This is a genomic window from Rhizobium cerradonense, from assembly GCF_030182455.1.
Taxonomy (GTDB): domain Bacteria; phylum Pseudomonadota; class Alphaproteobacteria; order Rhizobiales; family Rhizobiaceae; genus Rhizobium.
Genome location: NZ_JAQJCK010000003.1, coordinates 478495 through 501555 on the forward strand (window position 1 = coordinate 478495; position 23061 = coordinate 501555).

21 protein-coding genes are annotated in these 23061 nt (G+C 59.8%); 7 read left to right on the plus strand and 14 right to left on the minus strand.

Going from position 1 to position 23061, the window contains the following annotated elements:
* Positions 1 to 46: 46 nt before the first annotated feature.
* From PH547_RS09960 to PH547_RS09980, 5 genes are all read right to left on the minus strand, one after another.
* Complete coding sequence (locus tag PH547_RS09960) at positions 47 to 1246, minus strand: glycosyltransferase (RefSeq protein ID WP_283051214.1); 1200 nt, start codon at positions 1244 to 1246, stop codon at positions 47 to 49.
* A gap of 2 nt (positions 1247 to 1248) precedes the next feature.
* On the minus strand, positions 1249 to 2511 hold the full coding sequence (locus tag PH547_RS09965) for an O-antigen ligase family protein (protein WP_285168164.1): 1263 nt from the start codon (positions 2509 to 2511) through the stop codon (positions 1249 to 1251).
* Positions 2508 to 4070, minus strand: coding sequence for an undecaprenyl-phosphate glucose phosphotransferase (locus tag PH547_RS09970; protein ID WP_104822642.1), 1563 nt, complete (start codon positions 4068 to 4070; stop codon positions 2508 to 2510). Before PH547_RS09970 ends, PH547_RS09965 begins: the two co-directional genes overlap by 4 nt.
* 76 nt (positions 4071 to 4146) lie before the next feature.
* On the minus strand, positions 4147 to 5292 hold the full coding sequence (locus PH547_RS09975) for a glycosyltransferase family 4 protein (RefSeq protein WP_104822643.1): 1146 nt from the start codon (positions 5290 to 5292) through the stop codon (positions 4147 to 4149).
* Positions 5293 to 5303: 11 nt separating this feature from the next.
* Positions 5304 to 5879: a polysaccharide biosynthesis/export family protein gene (locus PH547_RS09980; RefSeq protein ID WP_104822644.1), complete on the minus strand. Its 576-nt coding sequence runs from the start codon at positions 5877 to 5879 to the stop codon at positions 5304 to 5306.
* A gap of 192 nt (positions 5880 to 6071) precedes the next feature.
* On the opposite strand from PH547_RS09980, the gene PH547_RS09985 reads away from it, so the two are divergent.
* On the plus strand, positions 6072 to 8291 hold the full coding sequence (locus PH547_RS09985; protein ID WP_260303801.1) for a GumC family protein: 2220 nt from the start codon (positions 6072 to 6074) through the stop codon (positions 8289 to 8291).
* Here the strand turns inward: PH547_RS09985 and PH547_RS09990 are convergent, their stop codons facing one another.
* Together PH547_RS09990 and PH547_RS09995 are read right to left on the minus strand one after the other, a co-directional pair.
* Positions 8292 to 9515, minus strand: a complete 1224-nt coding sequence (locus PH547_RS09990) for a GNAT family N-acetyltransferase (RefSeq protein ID WP_445945002.1) — start codon at positions 9513 to 9515, stop codon at positions 8292 to 8294.
* Positions 9516 to 9675: 160 nt separating this feature from the next.
* Positions 9676 to 9885: a DUF2842 domain-containing protein gene (locus PH547_RS09995; RefSeq protein ID WP_028755205.1), complete on the minus strand. Its 210-nt coding sequence runs from the start codon at positions 9883 to 9885 to the stop codon at positions 9676 to 9678.
* Positions 9886 to 9997: 112 nt separating this feature from the next.
* On the opposite strand from PH547_RS09995, the gene PH547_RS10000 reads away from it, so the two are divergent.
* Complete coding sequence (locus tag PH547_RS10000; RefSeq protein WP_260303803.1) at positions 9998 to 11101, plus strand: COX15/CtaA family protein; 1104 nt, start codon at positions 9998 to 10000, stop codon at positions 11099 to 11101.
* Positions 11102 to 11134: 33 nt separating this feature from the next.
* Here PH547_RS10000 and PH547_RS10005 read toward each other — a convergent pair whose 3' ends face one another.
* The 7 genes from PH547_RS10005 to PH547_RS10035 all read right to left on the minus strand — a co-directional run bounded on the left by PH547_RS10005 (position 11135) and on the right by PH547_RS10035 (position 18335).
* Positions 11135 to 12541: a tlde1 domain-containing protein gene (locus PH547_RS10005; RefSeq protein ID WP_260303804.1), complete on the minus strand. Its 1407-nt coding sequence runs from the start codon at positions 12539 to 12541 to the stop codon at positions 11135 to 11137.
* Positions 12542 to 12991: 450 nt separating this feature from the next.
* Positions 12992 to 13924 (minus strand): N-acetyl-gamma-glutamyl-phosphate reductase, encoded by a 933-nt coding sequence (argC, locus tag PH547_RS10010; RefSeq protein WP_260303805.1) that lies wholly within the window; start codon positions 13922 to 13924, stop codon positions 12992 to 12994.
* 83 nt (positions 13925 to 14007) lie between these two features.
* Complete coding sequence (gene speB / locus PH547_RS10015) at positions 14008 to 14961, minus strand: agmatinase (protein ID WP_260303806.1); 954 nt, start codon at positions 14959 to 14961, stop codon at positions 14008 to 14010.
* A gap of 570 nt (positions 14962 to 15531) precedes the next feature.
* A complete protein-coding gene (gene rpsI, locus PH547_RS10020) occupies positions 15532 to 15999 on the minus strand; it encodes a 30S ribosomal protein S9 (RefSeq protein ID WP_028753976.1) in 468 nt (155 codons plus the stop codon).
* Positions 16000 to 16001: 2 nt separating this feature from the next.
* Positions 16002 to 16466, minus strand: coding sequence for a 50S ribosomal protein L13 (gene rplM / locus PH547_RS10025; protein ID WP_104822652.1), 465 nt, complete (start codon positions 16464 to 16466; stop codon positions 16002 to 16004).
* 238 nt (positions 16467 to 16704) lie between these two features.
* On the minus strand, positions 16705 to 17541 hold the full coding sequence (locus tag PH547_RS10030; RefSeq protein WP_285168165.1) for an EamA family transporter: 837 nt from the start codon (positions 17539 to 17541) through the stop codon (positions 16705 to 16707).
* A gap of 464 nt (positions 17542 to 18005) precedes the next feature.
* Positions 18006 to 18335, minus strand: coding sequence for a hypothetical protein (locus tag PH547_RS10035; RefSeq protein WP_104822654.1), 330 nt, complete (start codon positions 18333 to 18335; stop codon positions 18006 to 18008).
* A 111-nt stretch (positions 18336 to 18446) separates the two neighbouring features.
* Here PH547_RS10035 and PH547_RS10040 point away from each other — a divergent pair, with 111 nt between their 5' ends.
* The 5 genes from PH547_RS10040 to pstC all read left to right on the plus strand — a co-directional run bounded on the left by PH547_RS10040 (position 18447) and on the right by pstC (position 23056).
* Positions 18447 to 18875, plus strand: a complete 429-nt coding sequence (locus PH547_RS10040) for a CoA-binding protein (RefSeq protein ID WP_028753980.1) — start codon at positions 18447 to 18449, stop codon at positions 18873 to 18875.
* A 174-nt stretch (positions 18876 to 19049) separates the two neighbouring features.
* On the plus strand, positions 19050 to 20333 hold the full coding sequence (locus PH547_RS10045) for an O-acetylhomoserine aminocarboxypropyltransferase (protein WP_285168166.1): 1284 nt from the start codon (positions 19050 to 19052) through the stop codon (positions 20331 to 20333).
* Positions 20334 to 20367: 34 nt separating this feature from the next.
* Entirely contained in the window at positions 20368 to 20712 is a 345-nt protein-coding gene (locus tag PH547_RS10050) for a cupin domain-containing protein (RefSeq protein WP_285168167.1), read from the plus strand.
* 326 nt (positions 20713 to 21038) lie between these two features.
* The gene (gene pstS / locus PH547_RS10055; protein ID WP_245463973.1) at positions 21039 to 22010 is read left to right on the plus strand and encodes a phosphate ABC transporter substrate-binding protein PstS; all 972 of its coding nucleotides are present in this window, start codon (positions 21039 to 21041) and stop codon (positions 22008 to 22010) included.
* A 74-nt stretch (positions 22011 to 22084) separates the two neighbouring features.
* Complete coding sequence (gene pstC / locus PH547_RS10060; protein ID WP_104822657.1) at positions 22085 to 23056, plus strand: phosphate ABC transporter permease subunit PstC; 972 nt, start codon at positions 22085 to 22087, stop codon at positions 23054 to 23056.
* Positions 23057 to 23061 lie beyond the last annotated feature (5 nt).

The following is a 23061-nucleotide window of genomic DNA, read 5'->3' on the forward strand; positions in this document are numbered from 1 at the left end:
GGATCATGCGCAAACTTGAGATGTGGTTGCATTCCCGTCGCTTGCTTCAGGACGCGCTGCGCAGCGCCACTTTTTCCGGCGTTCTCAGGAAGTTAGGGACGCGATGGCCGAGCAATTCGAAGTAGATTTCTTCCGTCGCATCCGCCATGCCGGCGAGCGTATAGCCGTCCTTGCGCCGCCGGGCCTCGGCTGTGAAGCTGCGCAGCAATTTCGGATCGGCAAAGCGCATCATCGCCGCGGCCAGTTCTGCGGGGTCGTCGCTGTTGGCGACGATATAGCCATTCTTGCCGGGCTCGATCACCGTGCGTGCGCCGCCGACATCGGTCAGCAGCAGGGGCTTACCGCCGGCGGCAGCTTCCAGCATGACATAGGACATGGCCTCGTAGCGGCTCGGCATGACGACGACATCGAAGGCGTCGACGGCGGTGGCGCCGGGAATAGAGCTATCGAGATGGGCGCGATCTTCGAGGCCGGCAGCCTTGATCATGCTGCCGACGGTCTCGGCCAGTTCGCCGATGCCGATCATCAATAGGCGCGCCTGTGGTAAGTCTTTGGCGACGCGGGCAAAGGCCTCGACCAATCGCTCCGGCGCTTTCTGTGGGGTCAGCCGGCCGACGAAACCGAAGAGCAGGGCGTCCTGCGGTATTCCATAATGCGCACGGATGGCGGCGCGCTGACCGGATGGTGGGGCGCTGACGCCGTTGACGACGATCCGCAGTCGCCCCTCCGGAATACCGATCGACAGCGCATGATTATATTCATCGCGGGACACGCAGATCAGGCGGTCGGACAGCCAGTTGCCGAGCAGCCTCTCGATGCCGCCATAGATCATCCGGCCTCGGCTTCCGAGTGTCGGGTCCATGGTGCGGAAGGCGTGCGGCGTATAGATCACCGGAATATGCGGGCCTGGCAATCTCAGCCGCGTCAGCGCTCCAGCTTTAGAGCTGTGGCCATGAATGAGATGAAACGGCCCGTGCTGTGCGACGATTTTCCGAATTTGCCACCAAGCGGTGATATCCCAAGGTCCCGGCGCGCGCCGCATGGCAAGAGAGATGACGCTGTCGAGGCCCATCCCCTCCAATTCGGCGACGAAAGCTGCTTCGGCGCGCAAAGGCGAATAGATCGCCGTCACCGAATGGCCGCGGCGCTGCATGGCGCGGCAGAGATCGAGGAAGTGCCGCCCGGAACCGCCGCCGCTTGGTTCGAGAACTTGCAGCAGCGACAGGCGTTTGATGCCGACATTCATGTTCACGATGCTGCTTCCCTTCGGGCCAAGCTACGCTGATACTGTTGCTCGAGTGCCCCGCAGCCCCAGACGATGCCGATCAGCATGTAGAGATGGCGCCAATGATCGGTGTCGATGACATTGCCGATGCCGACATGGCCGAGAATGACGATCCAGGCGATCGTCAAGTAGGGCTGCCAGGGCCGGTCCTTCAAAAAGTTGCGGAAGCCGATATAGATGGTCCAGCAGATCATGCTGACCCAGCAGAAGAAGCCGAGCCAGCCATAGGTGGTCAGCGTCTTCAGCCAGATATTGTGCTCGTCCTCGCGAAACAGGGTGGAAAAGACGAGCGGGCCGATGCCGAGCGGCCTTTCCATCGACAGCATGAATCCGATGCGATGGCGCTCGAAACGACCGAGATGACCGCCATCATAATCCTGCACGAGCTGGGTGCGCGTCGAGAACAGGTCGCTCACCTGATGGAACTGCAGCGCGACGACCAGGAGCAGGACCATGAAAATGATTGCCGCCAAAGACATCACCAGAATGCGCAGCCGGAAGGCATTGCTGCGGTGCTGCAGCAGCATGCAAAAGATCAGCATCGCCGACGCGAAGGAGAACAAGCCCCATGCGGCGCGAGAGAAGGAGAGAAAGATGCCGAAGGCCAGCACGAACAGGCAGAGCGCCTTGATCGGCGCCTTCTTCAGGTCGCCGATCAGGATGCCGTGCATGAGATAGATGCTCGGTGTCACCAGGTAGGGACCGAAGACATTGGGGTCCTGGAATACGCCCATGGCGCGGTCATAGCGGGTGAAGATTTCAGCGCCTGGAAAGGCGTGGAAATAGCCGAGAATGCCGAGGCTTGCCGTAATCAGCGCGGCGACTACCCAGGTGTTGAAGATTAGCTTCAACCGCTTTTCGCTGTCTTCGATAATCGCGGCATAGAAGACCGAGCTCAGCGCCAGGAAGGTGGAAACGGCCACATAGATCGGTCCGTCGAGATGGGAGTTTGCCCCGAGGTCGCGCATCTGCGTCAGCGACAGCATGCCGCCGACGTTGAACGTCAGGAACAGCGCCAGAAGCGGCGCGACATTGCGTGAGATCTTCAGCCCAAGGATGAACCAGGTGCCGATGAGAAAGGCGACCCATAGCTCATAGGGCGCCGGTTCGGCGATGACGAAGCCCGATAGAAAGACCCCGAAAGCAACGCAAGCCGTGCCGACCAGCCGCAATGCTGCGAGCTGAGGTCGGTCGACGCGCCGATAGGGGAGATCGATCGCGGTCAATAGGCGTTTTCCGTGTTGAGGAGGCGGAAGGGAGTCAGCCACAGGATTTTCAGATCGAAATACAGCGACCAGTTCTCGATATAGTAGAGATCGTAAGCCGTGCGGAACTTGATCTTGTCATCGCTGTCGATCTCGCCGCGCCAGCCGTTGATCTGTGCCCAGCCCGTGACGCCGGGCTTGACGCGATGGCGGGCGAAATAGCCTTCGACCACATCGGCATAAATGCGATTGTGGCTCGCCGCCAATACGGCATGCGGGCGCGGGCCGACGAGCGACAGATTGCCGAGCAGCACGTTGAAGAGCTGCGGCAATTCGTCGATCGAGGTCTTGCGGATGAAACGTCCGACCGGTGTCACCCGGGGATCGTTCTTCGTCACGGCAATGCGGGCCGTCGGGTCGCTCATGTTGGTGTACATCGAGCGGAACTTGAAGACGTTGATGATCTCGTTGTTGAAGCCGTGGCGCTTCTGCATGAAGAAGACCGGTCCCTTCGATGTCGCCTTCACGGCAATTGCGGCTCCGAGCATGATCGGCCAGAGCAGGCAGAGCGCGAGCAGGCTGAAGAAGACATCGAAAATGCGCTTGGCGACGCCGTCCCAATCACGGATCGGCTTGTTGAAGATATCGAGCATCGGCACCGCGCCGACATGGGAATAAGAGCGCGGGCGGAAGCGCAACTTATTGGCATGCGCTGCCAGGCGAATGTCGACGGGCAGCACCCAAAGCTTCCTGAGAAGCTGCAGAATGCGATCCTCGGCGCTGATCGGCAGCGCGATGATCAGCATGTCGATGCGCGTTAGCCGGGCGAATTCCACCAGCTCGGCGACAGTGCCGAGTTTCGGGTAACCGGCGACCATCACCGGCGAACGTTTCTCGCCGCGATCATCGAAGATGCCGCAGATGCGGATATCGTTGTCAGACTGATGCTCCAGCGCGCGGATCAACTCCTTGGCCGGTTCACCGCCGCCAACGATGACGGCGCGCCGCTCCATGAGACCGTTGCGGGCCCAGTTGCGGATGCCATAGGCGAACACGGCACGTGCGGCGACGAGGAAGATTGTGCCGGCGGCAAGCCAGATCCCGAGAGCGCGGATCGAATAGATATGGTTGACGTCGAAGGGCAGGAGGGCAAGAACCATCACAGCAAACGCGGCCACCCATGACACCAGGATACGCTGCGGGAAACGATGCGGCGCGCGCAGTATCGGGATCTGATAGGCGTCGGCCACCTGCAGGAAGACGATGGCGAGACCGCAAAGCGCGATCGTCACCGCCGCCTGCGACAGGAAGGGATGGGCGCCGGGCGTGGTCTGGAAGAAGAGAACCGCCAGCCCCACGGCAAGCAACGACAGGAATTCGAAAAGCCGGTATTGCCCGATGATGATGGCCGGCGTCTGATTGCTCTCGCGAAATTGTTCGGCGATCTGGCGGGCATAGGCGTTGATGTCGCCGGCCTGATGATCGCCGCTCTGTTCCTCAGTGCCGCGAGTGCGAATTTCCGAGACCTGCTTGCGAATATTGTCCAAGTTAAATTGCGAGGACTCTTCAATATGGTTCATGGCAATTCATCCGGTCGTTACCGGAGATGGCCTAACAGATATGAGCTAATAAACGTTTACAACACTTGATTGTATTCTAATGTTTGCCGCCCAATTCAAGTATATCATAATATAGGTCTATAGTTTCCTTCGCCATGACGGACGCCGAAAATGCCGACCGGATCGTCTCGATTTTCGGCATGGTGTGCTGACGCCATTGCGGCTCGCTGATTGCCGCCGCCATGACACGGGAGAGATCGTCGGCATCGCCTGCTTCGGCAAGCGCAGGGCTTTGCTCGCCAAGCGCTTCGGCAATGCCGCCGACGCGCGAGGCGATCACCGTCTTCTCGGCAGCGAGAGCCTCCAGCACGATATAGGGCATGGCTTCGGCGCGTGAGGGAACGACGACATTCTGCGACATGGCGAAGGCCTCATGCACGCGCATGGCGGGCAGCATGCCGATGCGGTGACCAAGGCCACGCTGTATCATCATAGTACGGTATTTGTCCTTGTCCGGTCCGTCGCCGATCATCAATGCGGACAAAGGCCGGCCGATCCGCCGTTCGGTCTTGGCGAAGGCTTCCACAAACAGATCGGGACCCTTCAGGTCCCGCAGCATGCCGATATAGACGAAATGCACAGAGTCAGATCGTGTGGGTATGTTCCGGAAATCGCGCCCACTGATGCCGTTGTAGATCATTGCGGTGCGCGTCCGCGGCTTGCCGATCTTGCTTTCGTAACTTCGGCGCTCGAATTCGCAGATGAAGATCAGTCCGTCGGTCAGAAACTCCAGCATCCGCTCCAAGCTGTGCACCAGCATGCCTTGGGGCGAGGCGCGCGAGAAATGCAAGCTGCCTCCATGCGCAGTATAAAGGCGGGCAACGCGATACCTGTTCACCCGCAAGGCTGAGCCGATGATGCGCGCAAGCAGGCCGCCCTTGGCGCCATGCCCATGCAGCACATCCGGCCGCAAACTTTTGACTTTGTTGTAGCTGTCCCAGAGCGTCGTGGCGTCCGACAGGCTAATCTGGCGCCGGATCGGCAGGCGCGTCACGCCGAGCGACAGGAAAGGTCTGACATCGTCGAACAGCCGGTCCTCATGCGCCCCGCCGGTAAGGCTGTCGCAGAGAATGCCGACCGCATGTCCCGCCTTGCTCTGTTCCTCCGCCAGATCGCGGACATGGCGGAATATCCCGCCGACCGGAGATCTGAAGCAATGAAGGATGCGGAGCGGTCTAGCCATGATCGGGGCGGTCAGAATAGCCGTTCGCGGACGTAGATCGTGTCGCCTGCCAGCACCGGATCGGAGATGCCGACCCGTCCGGTCATGACATGACCATTGATCTTGCGGGTAACGTCGGCATTTGACTGGTTCGCGCGGCTGGTAAAGCCGCCGGCAACAGCGATGGCATTCTGTATCGTCATGCCGGGCACGTAGGAATACTGACCGGGCTGGCCGACTTCACCCATGATATAGACGGAGCGATAGCGATCGATGTCGATGGTGACATCGGGATCGCGGATATAGCCCTGGCGAAGTTTCTGCGCGATCTGGCCGGAAAGCTGCTGCAGCGTACGGCCGCGGGCAGGGACCTGGCCGATCAGCGGGAAGGCGATATAACCGGCCTGATCGACTGTATAGGTATTCGTCAAGCCTTCCTGGTCGAACACGGTGACGCGCAGGCGGTCGCCGCTGTCAAGCGTATAAGGCTGAATCGTTGCTTCACTGAAGGCTTTCGGCGCCGGCTGATAGGTATTGCAGCCACTGAGCGCAGCGCTCACGGCAGCCATGCCGAGTGCCAGGACAATCTTTGGCGTTGCGAAGGGCATTTCGCGCTCTCAGGAGAGGAAAATCACTAGCGCCGTTATCGATCCGTTAGGGTTAACGGTCGGTAAAGGGCAAGAAAAATTCTACATTCTTTATTAGGTAACTCGAAAATAATACATGAAAAATACAATTAACGCTTGGGTTACCATAGTCGTTTACACTTCAATCGGCTTTATATTACGGAGTTCTTGTGTATGCCCGGCGTCAACAGCAGCCAGCAGGATGTCGATATTGACCTAGCGCAGCTTTTTCGCGCCGTTTGGCAGCGCCGGGTACGCGTCATCGCCATCACTCTGGTCGGCGCTTGTCTGGCATTTGCCGTTGCCAAGATCGTCTCGCCGGAATATCGCAGCGAAACGCGCATTCTGATCGAACAGCGTGCGCCGGCCTTTGCGACCACGACGCAGAACAATGATGCCAGCTCCGGTCCGCTGCTCGATGAACTCAACATCGCCAGCCAGGTGCAGATCTTGCAATCGGCCGATCTCATCAAGCAGGTGATTACCAACCTGAAGCTCTACGAGCGCCCGGAGTTCGATGCCGCCACCAAGAGCTCGGCGTTTTCCGACATTCTTGTCATGTTGCACCTGAAAAAGAGCCCGCTCGACAAGGCGCCGGAAGAGCGGATGCTCGACGCCTTCACCAGTAAGCTTCAGGTCTATCAGATCAACAGCTCGCGCGTCATTGGTATCAGCTTCACCTCCCGCGCTCCGGATTTGGCGGCCAGCGTTCCGAACGCTATGGCGCAGGTCTACCTGTCGATGCAAAGCGGTGCCAAGCTTGATTCCAATACCGAGGCGACCCGCTGGCTGGAGCCCGAGATCGCCAATCTGCGCAACAAGGTCAACGAAGCCGAGAAGAAGGTCGCCGACTATCGCTCCGCCAACGGTCTCTTGCAAACCAGCGATAACAATACCTTCGCGACGCAGCAGCTTGCCGACATTTCCGGCCAACTGGCGCAGGTGCGCGGCGAGAGGGCCAATGCCGAGGCACGGGCCCAGGCCGTTCGCAGCGCACTGGCCACCGGCCGTTCCACCGATACGCTCGCCGATGTTTCGGGCTCGCAGACGATCCAGCGGCTGAAGGCGACAGAGTCCAATCTGGAATCGCAGATTTCTGATCTCTCCACGACGCTGATGGATGGCCACCCGCGGCTGAGGAGCCTGCGCGCTCAGCTCGCCGACATCCGCCAGCAGATCGACCGTGAAACTAAGAAGATCCTTGCCAGCATCGAGAATGAAGCCAAGGTGGCGCAACTGCGCGAGCAGCAGCTCGTCGGCCAGTCGAACACGTTGAAGGCTGATAGCGCCAGGGCAGGGGAAGATGAAGTCGGCCTCAACGCACTGGAACGCGAAGCGACCGCTGAGCGGCAATTGCTGGAAACCTATCTCGCCCGCTACCGCGAAGCCGCTTCCCGCGTCGACAAGAATTCGAGCCCGGCGGATGCCCGCGTGGTCTCCCAGGCCGTCGAACCGGTCGATCCCTATTTCCCGAAGATCGGTCCGATCGTCGTCGTCGCGACGCTTGCAACCTTCATTCTGACCTCAATCGTCATCATGCTGGCCGAACTCTTCAGCGGCCGTGCGTTGCGTCCGGTTGGCCCGGTCGAGCCCGAAGTCGTGGCCCGGAAGGAACCTGCCGCTCTTGCGGAAACCGTAATCGACGGCGTCCCCGCCAAAGTCGTTCCCGCATCCCGTCGAGGAGACGTGCCCGCCAGCATGCTCTCCGTCGTTGCCGACGAGGCACTGGCGCGGGAGATGGAAGCAGCGGTCGATCTTGGTCATCGGCCACAGGAGACCATCGACGAGGTGGAGGATGAAGAGGATTTTTCCATCCAGTCGGTTGCCGATTATCTGATCGAACGCGACTCCCGCCTCGCCATCGCCATATCACCGACTGGCGACAACGGATCCACGGCGACCGTGATGCTGGCCCGCACCATATCGGATGCCGGACGCCGCATCGTGCTGGTCGATATGACCGGAACGGGCTGCCCGTCGCGTCTGATGGCCGAAACTGCCGGCCTTTCCGGAGTAACCGATCTGCTTTGCGGCGAGGCCGCCTTTGCCGATACCATTCATCCCGACCGTCTTTCCGATGCCCATCTCGTGCCGCAGGGCACCAGCGATCTCGGGCGGGCCATGCGCGGCGCCGACCGCCTGTCCCTCATCCTCGATGCACTCGGCTCGGCCTATGATATCGTCTTGGTCGAGTGTGGCGCCGCGGACGTCTCGGGCGTCGCCCGGCTGACGCGCAGCAAGGATACCGAAATCATCCTCTCCATGCCGGAGCCGGACGAGAACCAATTCATGACGGCAATGACGGAATTCCAGAAGGCCGGCTATGAGCACATCATCCTGATGTCCGGCTGGCGTCAGGAACATGGCCCTGACGCGCGCCAGCACGCGGCCTGATCAGTCCTTCTCAGCCTCCGCCGCAGGGGCGTCTCTGCCGCCTTGCCGCGCTCGCAGCCGCTGGATGAATCCATAGAGCTGCGGATTGGCCTTGATGGCCGCCTTGGCGCGCGTCACTCCCCGTTGCGCGAAAGCCGCCGCATGGCCGATCCCCGAAACCGGCAGGATCAGGTCGTGCTGTGTCGTTTCCGTCGGGCACCAGGAGCGCTTGTAGATCTGGTCGCCGATGCCAAAATCGAAGAGGCTGACACCTTCGCGGTGAAACCGCTCGATCATCAGCCAGAACAGCAGTTCGCCAGGGCTCGCCTCGGCAACCAGCGTCTCGTCGATCGAGGCAAACTGGCAGATGACATGATCGCCCTTGCGTGACAGAGCGGCGACCGCAGGGATATGCCCCTCATGCTCGCCCTTCAGCCGCAGCGCATGCATCTCCAGCGCAGCATAGGATCGCTCCTCGCTGCCAAGCGCCAGCAGCCTGTGCAGCACTGTTTGGGTCGGCAGATCCTGAAACACATCCGGCAGGCCCGCCGCTTCGAAGCGCACCGCTTTCTGTCGAAAGAACAGATCGAGCAGGGCATCCCGCTCATCAGGAGCCGCGATCACATATTCGTAGCCGCCTTTTTCATTGAGAATGCGGGTCTGATGTTTGAATTTCTTGCGCCGCCGTTTGGCATTCACCTGCTTCAGCGACGCTTCGAAGGTGCCGAGGAACGGCATTTGAAAGGCATGATTCTGATTCTCGACAGCGGGCATCGAGGCGAGGGGGCTTTTGCGACCTCGCCATTCCAGCGGCACATTACGCAGAACCATCAGGTCGGCCTTGCCCCGCAATGCCTGCACAATCTCTGCCTGCTGCACTGCCGACAGGCCATTCTCCGCTGTTTCCAGAAATTCGCCGGAGAACAGGCCGGTATTGATGTTGCTGTGACGCGCGCCGATGAATTCGGCACGGCGGATGCCCTGGCTGCGGATAATTTCGAGCGGCAGGATAAAGGCGGTGCGGCCGTTGAAAGAGCCGCGGATGATTGCCAGCGGATATCGAAAGGTCTCGACCCAGGCGGCGCACCAATCGTAGCTCTGATGTAGCGAGGCAAGATCGTCTTGTTCCAGCGCCCGCCATTCGGCCTCCAGCGGTGCCATGCTGTCGAAGATGTCGAGGCGCATGCCGTCGCCTGCCGCAGCCGCAACAGGCATGGCTGCAATATCGAGCTTCTGCGTTTGCACCTTCTGCGCCTGCATTTGGGCGTCTCCAATCGGACGGCATTTGCACGCAGTCTTCAGCGCAGGCGACTTATTTTTGGTTTAAGGCGAGATGATCAGACAAGTTTCCCGTTGATCACGGTTATCCCTAAGTAAATCCGAAATCGCTTGAATAAGGCGGCGCCTATTGCGGACGAGGCCCGGCCATCCATTTGATGATGCCCATCGCCGGCAGCACCCAGATGATGCCGCTGAAGAGGAAATAGAGGAAATGCACCCAGCCGGGTTGGTCGCCAAGCGTGCGCACCGCCACGATCATCGCCACGATCGCATAGATGACGACCAGCAGAACGAGCAGGATCATGCCGATGAATTTGCGCAGGCGAAGGGGCAAGGTTGGTCTCTCCTCTCTCGACGGCGTGCCGCGACGGCATGCCGCAAAGTCTCGGGACTTGTTTTGCACGCCCCTATCAGGCAAATCAACAGCCGGATTGAAGGGAGATCCCATGGTTGTCGCTAATTTCACGTCGGAACAGGCCGTTTTGAACGAAGTGGCCCGGCAGGACCGCAATCGCCGCGCTATCCGCATCTGGCTTGCCTGTGTGCTTCTGGCGCTCTTTGCCCTGGTGCTCGTCGGCGGAGCGACGCGTCTGACCAATTCTGGCCTGTCGATCACCGAATGGCAGCCGATCCATGGTGTCATCCCGCCGCTCAATGCGCAGGAATGGCAGGAGGAATTCGACCTCTATAAACGCATCCCGCAGTTCGAGCAGTTGAACAAGGATATGACGGTCGATGAGTTCAAAGGCATCTTCTGGTGGGAATGGGCCCATCGGCTGCTCGCCCGCGCCATGGGTGTCATCTTCGGCCTGCCGTTGCTGTTCTTCGTTCTGACCGGCCGCGTTGAGCGCAAGCTATGGCTGCCGCTCGGTGGTATTTTCGTGCTCGGCGGCCTGCAGGGGGCGATTGGCTGGTGGATGGTCTCGTCCGGCCTCGAAGCGCGCACCGACGTCAGCCAGTATCGCCTCGCCACTCATCTCGTTACCGCTTGCCTGATCTTTGCCGCCTGCATGTGGTTCATGCGCGCGCTGTCGCCGCATTCCAACGACCCGGCGCCGACGCGTTATTCGGCAAAGCTTGCCGGCCTCATCACCTTCATGGCGCTATTCCAGATCTATCTCGGCGCGCTGGTTGCCGGCCTCGACGCCGGTCTCTCCTATAATACCTGGCCGCTGATGGATGGCGCTGTGGTGCCGGGCGGGCTGTTCGCGCAATCTCCGGGCTGGATCAATTTCTTCGAAAACCCGAAGATGGTGCAATATGTCCACCGTCTCGGCGCCTATGCGCTTTTCACCGTGGTTGCCATCAACATGATCATCTCGCTGCGTGCTGCGGCGCAGACGACGCATGCCCGCCGTTCGGTCGTGCTGTTCGTTCTAGTGTTGATCCAGGCGATCCTCGGCATTTCGACGCTGCTCCTGCAGGTGCCGCTACACCTGGCTTTGGCTCATCAGGCCGGCGCCCTCATCGTCTTCGGCTTTGCCATCGCCAATTGGCGCGGTTTCTATGGCGAATATCCGCATCAGACAGTCATCGCTGTGAGGAACTGAGGCGGATAATCGCCTCGCTCCCATTTCGCAAACTCAGCGCGACGCAATATTGCTGGACGCCGACGACAGACGCGCCACCACTTGTATACGCTTGATTTCACCGCGCTTAAAGGCAGCCAGGAAGCGGCTGTAATCCTTGAAGACCACGCAGCCATTTGATTCGCCACGGCCGCTTCTGAGCATGTACGTGTGAGCCAGCAAGCCGACGCGGCCATAGACGCGGGCGCCGTTTGCGGGCGTCAGGCGCAGCGCCTGCACGCCATGGAACAGGCTTTCCCTATAGGTCAGGTTATACGTTTCAGGCGGCGTCGGGCCGGTGTTTTTGCGGTCGACATAGCGAGGATTGTCGCGCATGTGGCCGAGGCCGGAATGCGCTTCGAGGCGTTCGCCGCTCGGCAGGTAGACGGTTCCGGCCGAAATATCGTAGATGGCGGTGCCGCCCCGCGGGGTAAGGGCGGCGAACGGGTTGAGGAACGGCCGCGACCGCTTCACCTCTTCTTCCGGCTTGGCATAGGCCAACTCTTGCGTCGGCGACGTGTCAGCTTCGTCGGCAGCGTCCGAAGCGGTGGCCCTTGCAACAACATGGGCCGGGCGCGGCAGCGGCACGACGGAAGGTAAGTCCTCGACAGCCGACATGTCTTCCGCTTCCGCAAGATCGATGGTTCCGGCGTCCGATGATGCGCCATCTGTGGCGGGCATCAGGTCCGGACGTGGCATCGGGATGATGTTGAAAGGCTGCGATGCAAGATCGCTGGAAGCCGTCGTCGCGAGGCTCTCCGCAACCGCGCGGTCGATCGTTCCGGCGGCCGACGCCATCTCGGTGGGCGGTGCATCGCTTGCGGGCGCTGCGACCGGCAGACCGTCCTTGCCCGGATGACCCAGAGCAGCCGTATTTGGCCCTACGGCCTGGATTGCGGGTTTGCCCAGCGCAACCTCGGCATCGCGCAGATGCGCGACCGTTTCTGGCGAGGTCGGTGCGTCGTTCTTGGCAACGGCCGACGCGGTTTGAGCCCGTGCGAGATCTGAGGCCTGCTGCGATAGCGCGCTCGCCAATTGCTGCTTGATCAGTGCGCGCGCCAGGATCGCTTTGGAGTGTGCGATGGCTTCTCGCTTCTCGTCGGCGGACATACCTCCTACCCGTATTCTTCCGCCCATGGGCACGGTCTGACTGGCAAGGCGCGCCGCATGTGGGATGTTCCCCTGTGGCACGATGAAGGCGGATGCTCTCGGCGTCAGCGAAGTCTCTGATGAAACATCGGCACCGGGTAGAGACAGAACCATCGATTGCGTGGTCATCAGTGTGGCGGCCACCCATGCGAACACCACCACCGCGACGCCGGTGATGGCCGTACCCGGACTGATCCCTCGGGATTTTTTCCGGCGCAGAGCATACCCGGAACGGGAATTGAAGTTACCGAACGTCTCGGTCGCAAACGCCATGATACTCGTTATCCAAACTACATACGCACCATGCCGGCTCACAAAAGTGCCTACGCCGGGACACAAAACCTGCGTCCGGTCGTGACATTGCCGACTGTCGGAAAGCATGCCGAATTATGGTAACCAATTCCTTTACGCCGACCCGATCTTGGAATTGTCTGTTGCCATGACCGCGACTATTGCGGCGGCGAAAGCCCGAACAGGTGATCGGGGCTGATTTGTGGCGAGAGGCTAATAAAGTTCTTTCAAATATATCAGAAAGCCAACGATCGGCCGGATCGACATCGCTGCGCATTGCAAATCGTTGCCGTCAGTGACCCGGGATGATTCCAAATGGCAGGCGCACCGAAGGTGACTTCAGTCTGGAATAGATCGAGCCCAGCCGATCGACCTGCATGAGGTGATTGGCTGGGGCTCTCTTAATTTTGGATGTTGATTAGGGTGGGAAGTTCAGGCGCTCAGCATCAGGTCCATGTTCTGGACCGCAGCTCCCGAAGCACCCTTGCCGAGGTTGTCGAGCAGGGCGACGAGGTTGACCTGTGTGGTGCCTGGCGTGCCGAATACGAACAGCTTCATCGTATCCTGGCCGGCCAGTTCGATGGCGTTGACGCGCGGCAACGCGCGGCTCTCCGCCAGCGAGATGACCTGCACGATATCCTGACCGGCATAATGGGCGGCCAGCGCAGCATAGATGCTTTCCAGCGTCGCGCCTTCAGCGAGATCGTCGAGATGCAACGGCACCTGCACGATCATGCCCTGCGGGAACTTGCCGACCGACGGCGAGAAGATCGGCGCGCGGTCAAGCAGGCCATGCGTCGTCATCTCCGGCACATGCTTGTGGGTCAGCGGCAGGCCATAGAGGAAGTGCGGTGCGGTGATCGCATCGGGATGATCGGCATTTTCCATCTGCGCGATCATCTGCTTGCCGCCGCCGGTATAGCCGGAAACGGCATTGATGGTGACGGGATAGCCGTCGGGCAGGATGCCGGCAGCACGCAGCGGCCGGATGAGGCCGATGGCGCCGGTCGGATAGCAGCCGGGGTTGGCGACGAAACGGGCGGCCTTGATCTTGTCGCCCTGATCCTTGTCCATTTCGGCAAAGCCGTAGGCCCAGCCGGGATTGACACGATGGGCGGTGGAGGTGTCGATGACGCGGACATTGTTGTTGGCCGAAACCATCTTCACCGCTTCCTTCGACGCATCGTCGGGCAGGCAGAGGATGGCGATATCGGCGCTGTTCAGCATGTCTTCGCGCATCGCGGCATTGCGCCGCTCGGCTTCCGGAATGGACAGAAGCTCGACATCGCGGCGGTCGGCCATGCGCGTGCGGATCTGCAAGCCCGTGGTTCCGTGTTCGCCATCGATGAAGATTTTCGGTGCCATTTTAATCCTGCTCTTTCAATAGGTTCAGAGTGTTTCCGGACTCAGTTTGCCATGGAGTTGATTCAGAATGATAACAGTCGCGGTCAGCGGCTGATCGCACGCCTTTCGGCGTGGAGACCGAGCATATACATCGCCACCGTTGCTCCGGCAATGGCAGTGATGTCGGCATGGTCATAGGCAGGGGAGACTTCGACGACATCGGCGCCCCTGATGTCGAGCTGACGCAGGCGCTGCAGTACCGAGAGGATTTTCGCACTCGACGGACCGCCAGCGACCGGTGTGCCCGTGCCGGGCGCATAGGCCGGATCGAGGCAGTCTATATCGAAGGTCAAGTAGACGGGCGCGCCTTTGGTATGGGAGATGATCGCCGACGCGATATCGGCCGCGCTCATATCCTCGGCTTCATGGCCGTAGAGAACCCGAATGCCATAATCCTCCGGCGCATGCGTGCGGATGCCGATCTGGATGGACCGGTCGGCATCGATCAAGCCGTCACGGGCAGCGCGTGCGACGAAGGAGCCGTGGTCGATGCGTTTGCCGTCGTCAAACCACGTGTCCTGATGCGCGTCGAATTGCACCAGCGCCAAGGGGCCATGTTTGGCCGCATGCGCCTTCAGCAACGGCCAGGTGACGAAATGGTCGCCGCCGAGCGTCAGCAAAAATGCGCCGCTATCGAGGATAGCGTTCGCTTGCCGCTCGATCTCCGCCGGCGTCTCCTGGTGGTTGCCGTAGTCGAGCAGGCAATCGCCGTAATCGATGACGGCCATTTCGGCGAAGAGGTCGCGATGGAAAGGATATTGCGGATCATTGTCGAAGATTGCCGACGCGCGACGGATCGCCTGCGGCCCGAAACGTGTTCCAGGGCGATTGGATGTGGCCGCATCGAAGGGAATGCCCCAGACGACGGCGTCGACGCCCTCTAGCGATTTGGTGAAACGCCGGCGCATGAAGGAGAGCGCGCCCGCAAAAGTCGGATCGCTGGCCGCCGACGTCAGGCTGGTGGCTGAAAAGGCGTGATCGATCGACGTGCTCGGCATGGGATTCTCCTTGCGTGGAAACTAGGCCCGGCGGTCGTGATGTGCCTTCGGCTGACTCGAGTTAGGAGACATCGGCGCTAATTGCAAGCAGGCGGCTTTCCGAGCTACTGCTTTGCGCGTGCAGTGCATTGATACGCCTTTTTCACGCATGCGATTTGCGGCGTGGAGCATTCGGCCTTTCCGTTGGCAACGGTACAGATCGAACATTGATCGGTAAATTGCTGACAGTCCGGATTGGCTTGCAGGAAATCCCGCATGCTTTCCATGGGTACCGGCGTCGCCTCGATCGTCGTTACGGTATCCGCTGAAAAAGCTGCGGTTGCGCAGAGCACTGCAAGCGCCAGCGAAGAGACCAAGCCTAGCCCTTTAGATCTCATTTCCGCCCCCGTACGGTTTCCTGTCTCGCTCCTCTATAATCGATCATACGATCAGGAAGCAAAAAAGCGCTAACCCATCCTGACATTGCCGGGCTGGCTGAACGACCGGAAGACCTAAGCCGGGACGGCACATCACATAAACAAAAAGGCCGGGCGAACCCGGCCTTTCCAAAATCCGATCTCGGATAAGCGATTAACGCTTGGAGAACTGGAACGAACGACGTGCCTTGGCACGGCCGTACTTCTTGCGTTCGACGACGCGGCTGTCGCGGGTCAGGAAGCCGCCCTTCTTCAGGACCGAGCGCAGGCCCGGTTCGAAGTAGGTGAGCGCCTTGGACAGGCCGTGGCGAACGGCACCGGCCTGGCCGGAAAGACCGCCGCCGGCAACGGTTGCAACGATGTCGAACTGGCCATCACGGGCAGCTGCGACGATCGGCTGACGCAGGATCATCTGCAGAACCGGACGGGCGAAATAAGCCGTGTAGTCCTTGCCGTTGACGATGATCTTGCCGGAGCCGGCCTTGACCCAAACGCGGGCGACGGCGTCCTTGCGCTTGCCGGTCGCGTAGGAACGGCCAAGCGAGTCAACCTTGCGGACGTGAACCGGAGCAGCAGCTTCCGATGCCGTGCCGAGATCCTTCAGGGAAGAGAGATCAGCCATTATCAGGCGCTCCTTACGTTCTTCTTGTTCAGCTTGGCCACGTCGAGAACGACCGGCTGCTGGGCTTCATGGGGATGGTTGGAGCCGGCGTAGACGCGCAGGTTCTTCATCTGGCGACGGCCGAGCGGGCCGCGCGGAACCATGCGTTCGACAGCCTTCTCGAGAACGCGCTCCGGGAAGCGGCCTTCGATGATCTGGCGAGCGGTGCGCTCCTTGATGCCGCCGGCGTAACCGGTGTGCCAGTAGTAAACCTTGTCTTCGTACTTCTTGCCGGTGAAGACGACCTTGTCGGCATTGATGACGATGACGTTGTCGCCGTCGTCGACGTGCGGCGTGAAGGTAGCCTTATGCTTGCCACGCAGACGCATTGCGATGAGAGAAGCGAGACGGCCAACGACGAGCCCTTCGGCGTCGATGAGAACCCACTTCTTCTCCACCTCTGCAGGCTTCTGGGAGAAGGTTGCCATGTTGAATACTCTCTTTTGGGACCCTGGACCCGAAGGCATCAGGGCGTTTCTTGTTGCTTGGTTTGGCGAGCGAAACGCGCGCCAAAAAGAAAGCAGCCCGGAAAGGCTGCGATCTGGCGCGGCTTATAAAGGGAATAGCTGTTGAGGTCAATAAGACAGGATTTGGCTGTCTGAAAAATTCGTGAACAGAATCAATATGTTAAATATACGGTATTTCAATACCCCATATTTCTCATCTTTAGGCCAGCCTTAGAACCAACACGCCGCCTGCAATAATCGCACCGGCGACATAACGCCAGATGCTCGATCGCTCCTTCAGGATGACCACCGAAATCACCAGTGCAAATAGGATCGATGTCTCGCGTAGCGCCGCCACCATGGCGACGGGCGCCTTGGTCATCGCCCACAATGCCAGGCCATAGGACGTCAGCGAACCGCCGCCGCCGATCAGGCCGCGCCACCAATTGTAGCGGACATGGGCGGCGACAACGGAAAAGCCGCGCTGCGAGATTGCCCAGGCAAACAGTAGCACCGGCGGCAGGAGCGACATCCACAGCGTATAGGATATGGAATTGCCGGAAAGGCGTGCGCCGATACCATCGACATAGGTATAGGTGGCGATGACCACCGCGTTCGACAAAGCAAGGACGATGGCCTGCCGGCCGCCCTTCCGGGCTTCGAAGGCAAGCGTCAATATTCCGGCGCAGATCGTCATCGTACCGAGCAGAGCGCCGCTGGACAGCGTCTCCCGAAGGATGAAGCCGCTGGTCGCAACGATGATCAGTGGCGCCACCCCGCGCATCAGCGGATAGACGAGACCGATGTCGCCGGCGCGGTAGGCCGCGGCTACCAACTGAAAATAAGCAAATTGCAGGATCGCCGAGGCGCCGATGAAGGGCCAGGCGGCCGAAGCCGGCAACGGCAGAAACGGCAGAAAGGGCAGGGCAGTGACCGCGCCGCCGGCTGCAACCATTGCGGCATCCAGGGACTTCTCCGTTCCCGCCTTGATGATTGCATTCCACGTTGCGTGCAGCAGGGCGCCGAAGAGGACGAGAACGATAACGTCAGCGGACACGGAGACCTCGAAATTACCCGGCAACGGGCGAGAGTTTGATGATTTGTGGGTATACGGGATGCCATTGACGCTCAATACTCCAAAAGCAACAACATGTGTGGGTTTACATGCTTCTGGCTGTTGCTTTCCTCAATAAATCCATAGAAAAGTGCGGTTGAGCGTTCGCTATTTGTTCTATTTATTCGCGCAACCATGAGGTGTTTCTAATTTACAGGGGAATGAAGAGAGAACAAAAATTGCATGCCGGGTGAACGCATTGTCTGGGGTTATTCCGATAACATCCAAAGCGCTATGAGGATGTTATCGTGCTATCATGATTAAGGAACGGCACGTTTTGGGGAGTAACCAAATTGCGGCCGCGGGGCAAAACTGCACCGCATCGCGATCAACGCGATGCAGGCTGAACCACAATCCCATGCGCAAATCGAGATCGAGAGAGGCTAGCAACCTGCTTTGCCCTGCTGCTATCGATGCGGGATGAGCAAATCATCGTCGTCGAAATCGGTCGACGGCCGACATGTGTAGACGGGGCAGTTGGGCCTGTCCTTGGTCGGAATATAGTCCTGATAGGCATAGTAGCCGGGATCGCAGGCATTGCTGTCAGAAACGACACGATCATAGAGCGTCATGTTGCGCACCCTGGTGGACGGATAGCGCATGATTACCGCCCGTTCGCGGTCTATGATCGCCTTAGCCTGGCCACAGGTGAAGGACATGGAGTTGTACCGTGAGATCGCCAAGGCCGGGCTGGCGGCGGAGGCAATCAGCAGGCTCAGCAGGATGATTTTTTTCATCGGAGCAATTCTCCCTGAAATTGTTATAATACCTATATATACGCGAAAGCCGCGGCCGTGGTTTCCGGATTTGTGGCAAAACGCAAGTGTGATCCAAAGGGAGGCTCCGTGATGAACCATGACCGCTACGAGGATTCTTATATCGCCGATATCCTTTTATCCGTACGGACCATTGCGCTTGTTGGCGCATCGCCCAATCCCGCGCGGCCTAGCAACGGCGTCATGGCCTACCTGATGGCGCGAGGCTATCGCGTCATTCCCGTCAATCCCGGGCAGGCCGGCAAGGAGATCCTCGGACAATGGGTCTTTGGTCATCTGGCCGATATTCCCGAGCCGGTCGACATGGTTGATGTCTTCCGTGCACCGGAATATCTGCGCTCGGTGGTCGAGGAGACGATCATGATCGAGCCGAGGCCGCCGGTCATTTGGGGCCAGCTCGGCGTCAGAGACGACGCCGCCGCTGCGAGAGCGGAAGCGGCCGGCGTCAAGGTCGTCATGGATCGCTGCCCGGCCATCGAATATCCGCGCCTGGTCGCCTGACCCCGACAGCCTGCGCCTGACTACTGCGAAAAGCTGACCATTTTGTCGCGCGATATCGCCGAAAGATGGCAGGTTTTTTCGTGAGCGGAAAAGCTCGGCAAAGTTCGCGGTTAACTTTAAGGCCTGAGACGCTATGATCCTCCCGTTATAATAGTATGGGCGGAAGGAGAGGGCATGCCGACCAACAATCCAGGTTTCGACACGCTGGCGATTCATGCGGGCGCGCAGCCGGACCCGACGACGGGCGCCCGCGCGACACCGATCTATCAGACGACCTCCTTCGTCTTTCAGGATGCGGACCACGCCGCCGCACTCTTCGGGCTGCAGCAGTTCGGCAATATCTACACGCGTATCATGAACCCGACCCAGGCCGTACTCGAGGAACGGGTGGCAGCCCTCGAAGGCGGCACGGCCGGCCTCGCCGTCGCCTCTGGTCATGCTGCTCAGATGCTCGTCTTTCACACCATCATGCAGCCGGGCGACAATTTCGTCGCCGCCAGGCAGCTCTACGGTGGCTCGATCAATCAGTTCGGCCACTCCTTCCAGAATTTCGATTGGCATGTGCGCTGGGCCGACTCCGCCGATCCGGCCACGTTCGAGACACAGATCGACAGCCGCACCCGCGGCATCTTCATTGAAAGCCTCGCCAATCCCGGCGGTACCTTCGTCGACATCGAGGCGATCGCCGCCGTTGCCCGCCGGCACGGCCTGCCGCTGATCGTCGACAATACCATGGCCAGCCCCTATCTCATCCGGCCGTTGGAGCATGGCGCCGACATCGTCATCCATTCGCTGACCAAATTCATGGGCGGCCACGGCAATTCCATGGGTGGCATGATCATCGATGGCGGCACCTTCGACTGGTCCGCGTCAGGCAATTATCCGATGCTGTCGACGCCGAGGCCGGAATATAACGGCATCGTGCTGCACGCGACCTTCGGCAATTTCGCTTTCGCCATCGCCTGTCGCGTCCTCGGCCTGCGCGATCTCGGCCCTGCCATCTCCCCCTTCAACGCCTTCTTGATCCTTACGGGCATCGAGACGTTGCCGCTGCGCATGCAGCGCCATTCCGACAATGCGATCGCCGTCGCCCGCTGGCTGAAAGGGCAGGACAAGGTGGCCTGGGTGAACTATGCCGGCCTTGAGGACGACCCGAACCATCCGCTGCAACAGCGCTATTCGCCCAAGGGGGCGGGTTCCGTCTTCACTTTCGGGTTGAAGGGCGGGTATGAGGCGGGCAAGGGACTGGTGGAAGGCCTGGAGCTCTTTTCTCATCTCGCCAATATCGGCGACACGCGTTCGCTGGTCATCCACCCCGCCTCGACGACGCACAAGCAGCTCACCGACGAGCAGAAAATCGCAGCCGGCGCCGGTCCCGACGTGGTGCGCCTGTCGATCGGTATCGAGGACGTCAAGGACATCATCGCCGACCTTGAGCAGGCGCTGGCAAAGGTATGACACGGAAGCGTTTCCAGATCGGGACGGAAGAATTATGACAACGTATTTACGATTGGACCCCGACGGCATCGAGCCGGAGGTTGGCGCTCCCGCCGACGATCGCATCGTTTCCGGGGCACCAAAGTTCCGCACGTGGAATGTCGAGGAAGCTGATGGCGGCCTCTACGCGGGCATATGGGAGGCAACGCCCGGAAAATGGCGAATCGTCTATGACGAGTGGGAGTATTTCCATATCCTTTCCGGCTACTCGGTGGTAACTGCCGAAAATGGCGAGGCTTTTCACCTGCGTGCCGGCGATCGGATGATTCTGAGACCCGGCTTTAAGGGGACGTGGGAAGTCATTGAAACCACCCGAAAGGATTATGTGATCCGTCTCTGAAGGCGCCGCAAAGCCGGTCGAATCAAATCAGGACGGCCAGCGCCGCTCGGACGCGCGCAGGCATTTGTTAGCCGGCCAGCGCAAATAGCCGTTTTCATTGCCGCAAGTTGTGTCACTGGCCTTTCACCAAACTGTCATCAAACTGAAACACTGCGAGATTAGAGCCATCACTGTCGCCAGGAGATTGAGGTGGGGGTTACGAACCGATGGGGACGTTCCGTGCTCAGATCCTGCTCGCCATCCATTCATCACTTGAGGAAGTGAGTTCAATCATGTTGAATCAGAAATTTCGTTCGCTTTGCCTGACTGCAGGCTTCATCGCGGCTATGTCCGTGTCGGCCTCGGCTGCCGACATCACGGGCGCCGGCTCGAGCTTTATCGCGCCGGTTATGTCCAAGTGGGCTGAAGGCTATAAGGCTGCGACGAACAACGTCGTCAACTACCAGTCGGTCGGTTCGGGCGCCGGCATCAAGCAGCTCCTCGACAAGACGATCGTATTCGGCGCTTCGGACAAGCCGATGAGCGACGCTGACCTCGAGAAGAACGGCATTGCCCAGTTCCCGATGATCTCCGGCGGTATCGTCGTTTCCTATAACGTTGAAGGCGTAAAGCCGGGCGAACTCGTTCTCGACGGCAAGACGCTGGCCGACATCTTCCTCGGCAAGGTCGCCAAGTGGGACGATGCAGCCATCAAGGCCCTGAACCCCGACGTGAAGCTGCCTTCCACCGCGATCTCCGTCGTTTATCGCGCCGACAGCTCGGGCACGACCTTCAACTTCACCGATTTCCTGTCGAAGGTTTCGCCGGAGTGGAAAGAAAAGGTTGGTTCGAACACGGCAGTTGAATGGCCGGTCGGCTTTGGCGCCAAGGGTTCCGAAGGCGTTTCCACCACTGTCAACCAGACGGCTGGTTCGATCTCTTACGTTGAATATTCTTACGTCGTCGCCAACCATATCGGTTTCGCGAAGATGAAGAATGCTGCCGGCAAGGTTGTCGAGCCTAGCCTCGATACATTCAAGGCTGCTGCTTCCAACGCCGATTGGGCTCATGCCAAGAACTTCAACCTGATCATCACCAATCAGCCGGGCGAAAAGAGCTGGCCGATTGCCGCTTCGACCTGGGTTATGCTCTACAAGAAGCCGGCCGATGCCGCTAAGAACGAAGAGGCCCTGAAGTTCTTCAAGTGGTCCTATCAGAACGGTCAGAAGGACGCGACCGCCCTGTCTTATCTGGCAGTCCCGGACAATGTCGTCGAGATTGTCGAGAAGTCCTGGCAGAAGGACTTCGGCACGAAGTAATTTGTGCTGGGTGAGAAGTTGCGGCGGACAGGGTATAGCCCTGTCCGCCTTTCGTCACGGACAAGGGGAAATCGATGGCTGACGCGACTCAGACGGCTGCCTTCCAGGCTATAGATACCACCGCCAGCACCAGAAAATTCCGGATGCAGGATCGGATTTTCTATTTTATGACGCTTGGCTCGGCTACTCTTGTCGTGCTTCTGCTGCTGGCAATCCTTGTGGTTCTTGTCATCGATGCCTTGCCAACCTTCCAGACCTTCGGCTTGTCGTTCCTCTTTGGCACAAAGTGGAGCGCTCCCGTTGACATCTACGGTGCAGTGCCTGCCGTGGTCGGTACGCTGGTGAGTTCGTTCATCGCCATGCTGATCGCCGTTCCCCTCGGCATCGGCATTGCCATCTTCCTCACGGAACTTTGCCCCGGCAGCCTGCGGCGTCCGATCAGCACGGCCATCGAGCTTTTGGCCGGTGTGCCCTCCATTATCTACGGTATCGTCGGTCTGTTCATTCTCGTGCCGCTGATGCAGAACTATATCCTGCCCTTCCTTATGATGACGATCGGCCAGGTGCCGTTGATCGGCCTGCTGTTCCAGCCGCCGGCCCCGGGCGTCGGCCTGTTGACGGCAAGCCTCGTGCTGGCTGTCATGATCCTGCCGTTCATCACCGCGATTGCCCGCGACGTGTTCAGCACCGTGCCGCCGATGTTGCGTGAATCCGCTTACGGCATGGGCATGACCACATGGGAGGTGGCCCGCCACATCCTGATCCCCTATACACGTCGCGGCCTCGTCGGCGGCATCATGCTCGGCCTCGGCCGCGCGCTCGGCGAAACCATGGCCGTCACCTTCGTTGTAGGCTCGGTGAGCCGTCTGCAATCGTCGATCATTTCGCCGTCCACCACCATTTCCGCCCAGATCGCGAACAACTTCGGCGATGCCGACGGTCTACAATTGTCGAGCCTGATCGCGCTCGGCCTGCTCCTGTTCGTCCTTTCCTTCTGCGTGCTAGCAGCGGCGAGATGGATGATCGGCCGCGGCGACGCGCATTGAGGAAA

Coding starts and splice junctions, on each gene's coding strand:
- rpsI (WP_028753976.1), bottom strand. CDS start 15,999: ATGGCTGATCTCTCTTCCCTGAAGGATCTCGGCACGGCATCGGAAGCT.
- PH547_RS09960 (WP_283051214.1), bottom strand. CDS start 1,246: ATGAATGTCGGCATCAAACGCCTGTCGCTGCTGCAAGTTCTCGAACCA.
- PH547_RS10005 (WP_260303804.1), bottom strand. CDS start 12,541: ATGGCGTTTGCGACCGAGACGTTCGGTAACTTCAATTCCCGTTCCGGG.
- pstS (WP_245463973.1), top strand. CDS start 21,039: ATGTCCGTGTCGGCCTCGGCTGCCGACATCACGGGCGCCGGCTCGAGC.
- PH547_RS09970 (WP_104822642.1), bottom strand. CDS start 4,070: ATGAACCATATTGAAGAGTCCTCGCAATTTAACTTGGACAATATTCGC.
- PH547_RS09975 (WP_104822643.1), bottom strand. CDS start 5,292: ATGGCTAGACCGCTCCGCATCCTTCATTGCTTCAGATCTCCGGTCGGC.
- rplM (WP_104822652.1), bottom strand. CDS start 16,466: ATGGCAACCTTCTCCCAGAAGCCTGCAGAGGTGGAGAAGAAGTGGGTT.
- pstC (WP_104822657.1), top strand. CDS start 22,085: ATGGCTGACGCGACTCAGACGGCTGCCTTCCAGGCTATAGATACCACC.
- speB (WP_260303806.1), bottom strand. CDS start 14,961: ATGCCGAGCACGTCGATCGATCACGCCTTTTCAGCCACCAGCCTGACG.
- argC (WP_260303805.1), bottom strand. CDS start 13,924: ATGGCACCGAAAATCTTCATCGATGGCGAACACGGAACCACGGGCTTG.
- PH547_RS09980 (WP_104822644.1), bottom strand. CDS start 5,879: ATGCCCTTCGCAACGCCAAAGATTGTCCTGGCACTCGGCATGGCTGCC.
- PH547_RS10035 (WP_104822654.1), bottom strand. CDS start 18,335: ATGAAAAAAATCATCCTGCTGAGCCTGCTGATTGCCTCCGCCGCCAGC.
- PH547_RS09985 (WP_260303801.1), top strand. CDS start 6,072: ATGCCCGGCGTCAACAGCAGCCAGCAGGATGTCGATATTGACCTAGCG.
- PH547_RS10050 (WP_285168167.1), top strand. CDS start 20,368: ATGACAACGTATTTACGATTGGACCCCGACGGCATCGAGCCGGAGGTT.
- PH547_RS10040 (WP_028753980.1), top strand. CDS start 18,447: ATGAACCATGACCGCTACGAGGATTCTTATATCGCCGATATCCTTTTA.
- PH547_RS10000 (WP_260303803.1), top strand. CDS start 9,998: ATGGTTGTCGCTAATTTCACGTCGGAACAGGCCGTTTTGAACGAAGTG.
- PH547_RS10045 (WP_285168166.1), top strand. CDS start 19,050: ATGCCGACCAACAATCCAGGTTTCGACACGCTGGCGATTCATGCGGGC.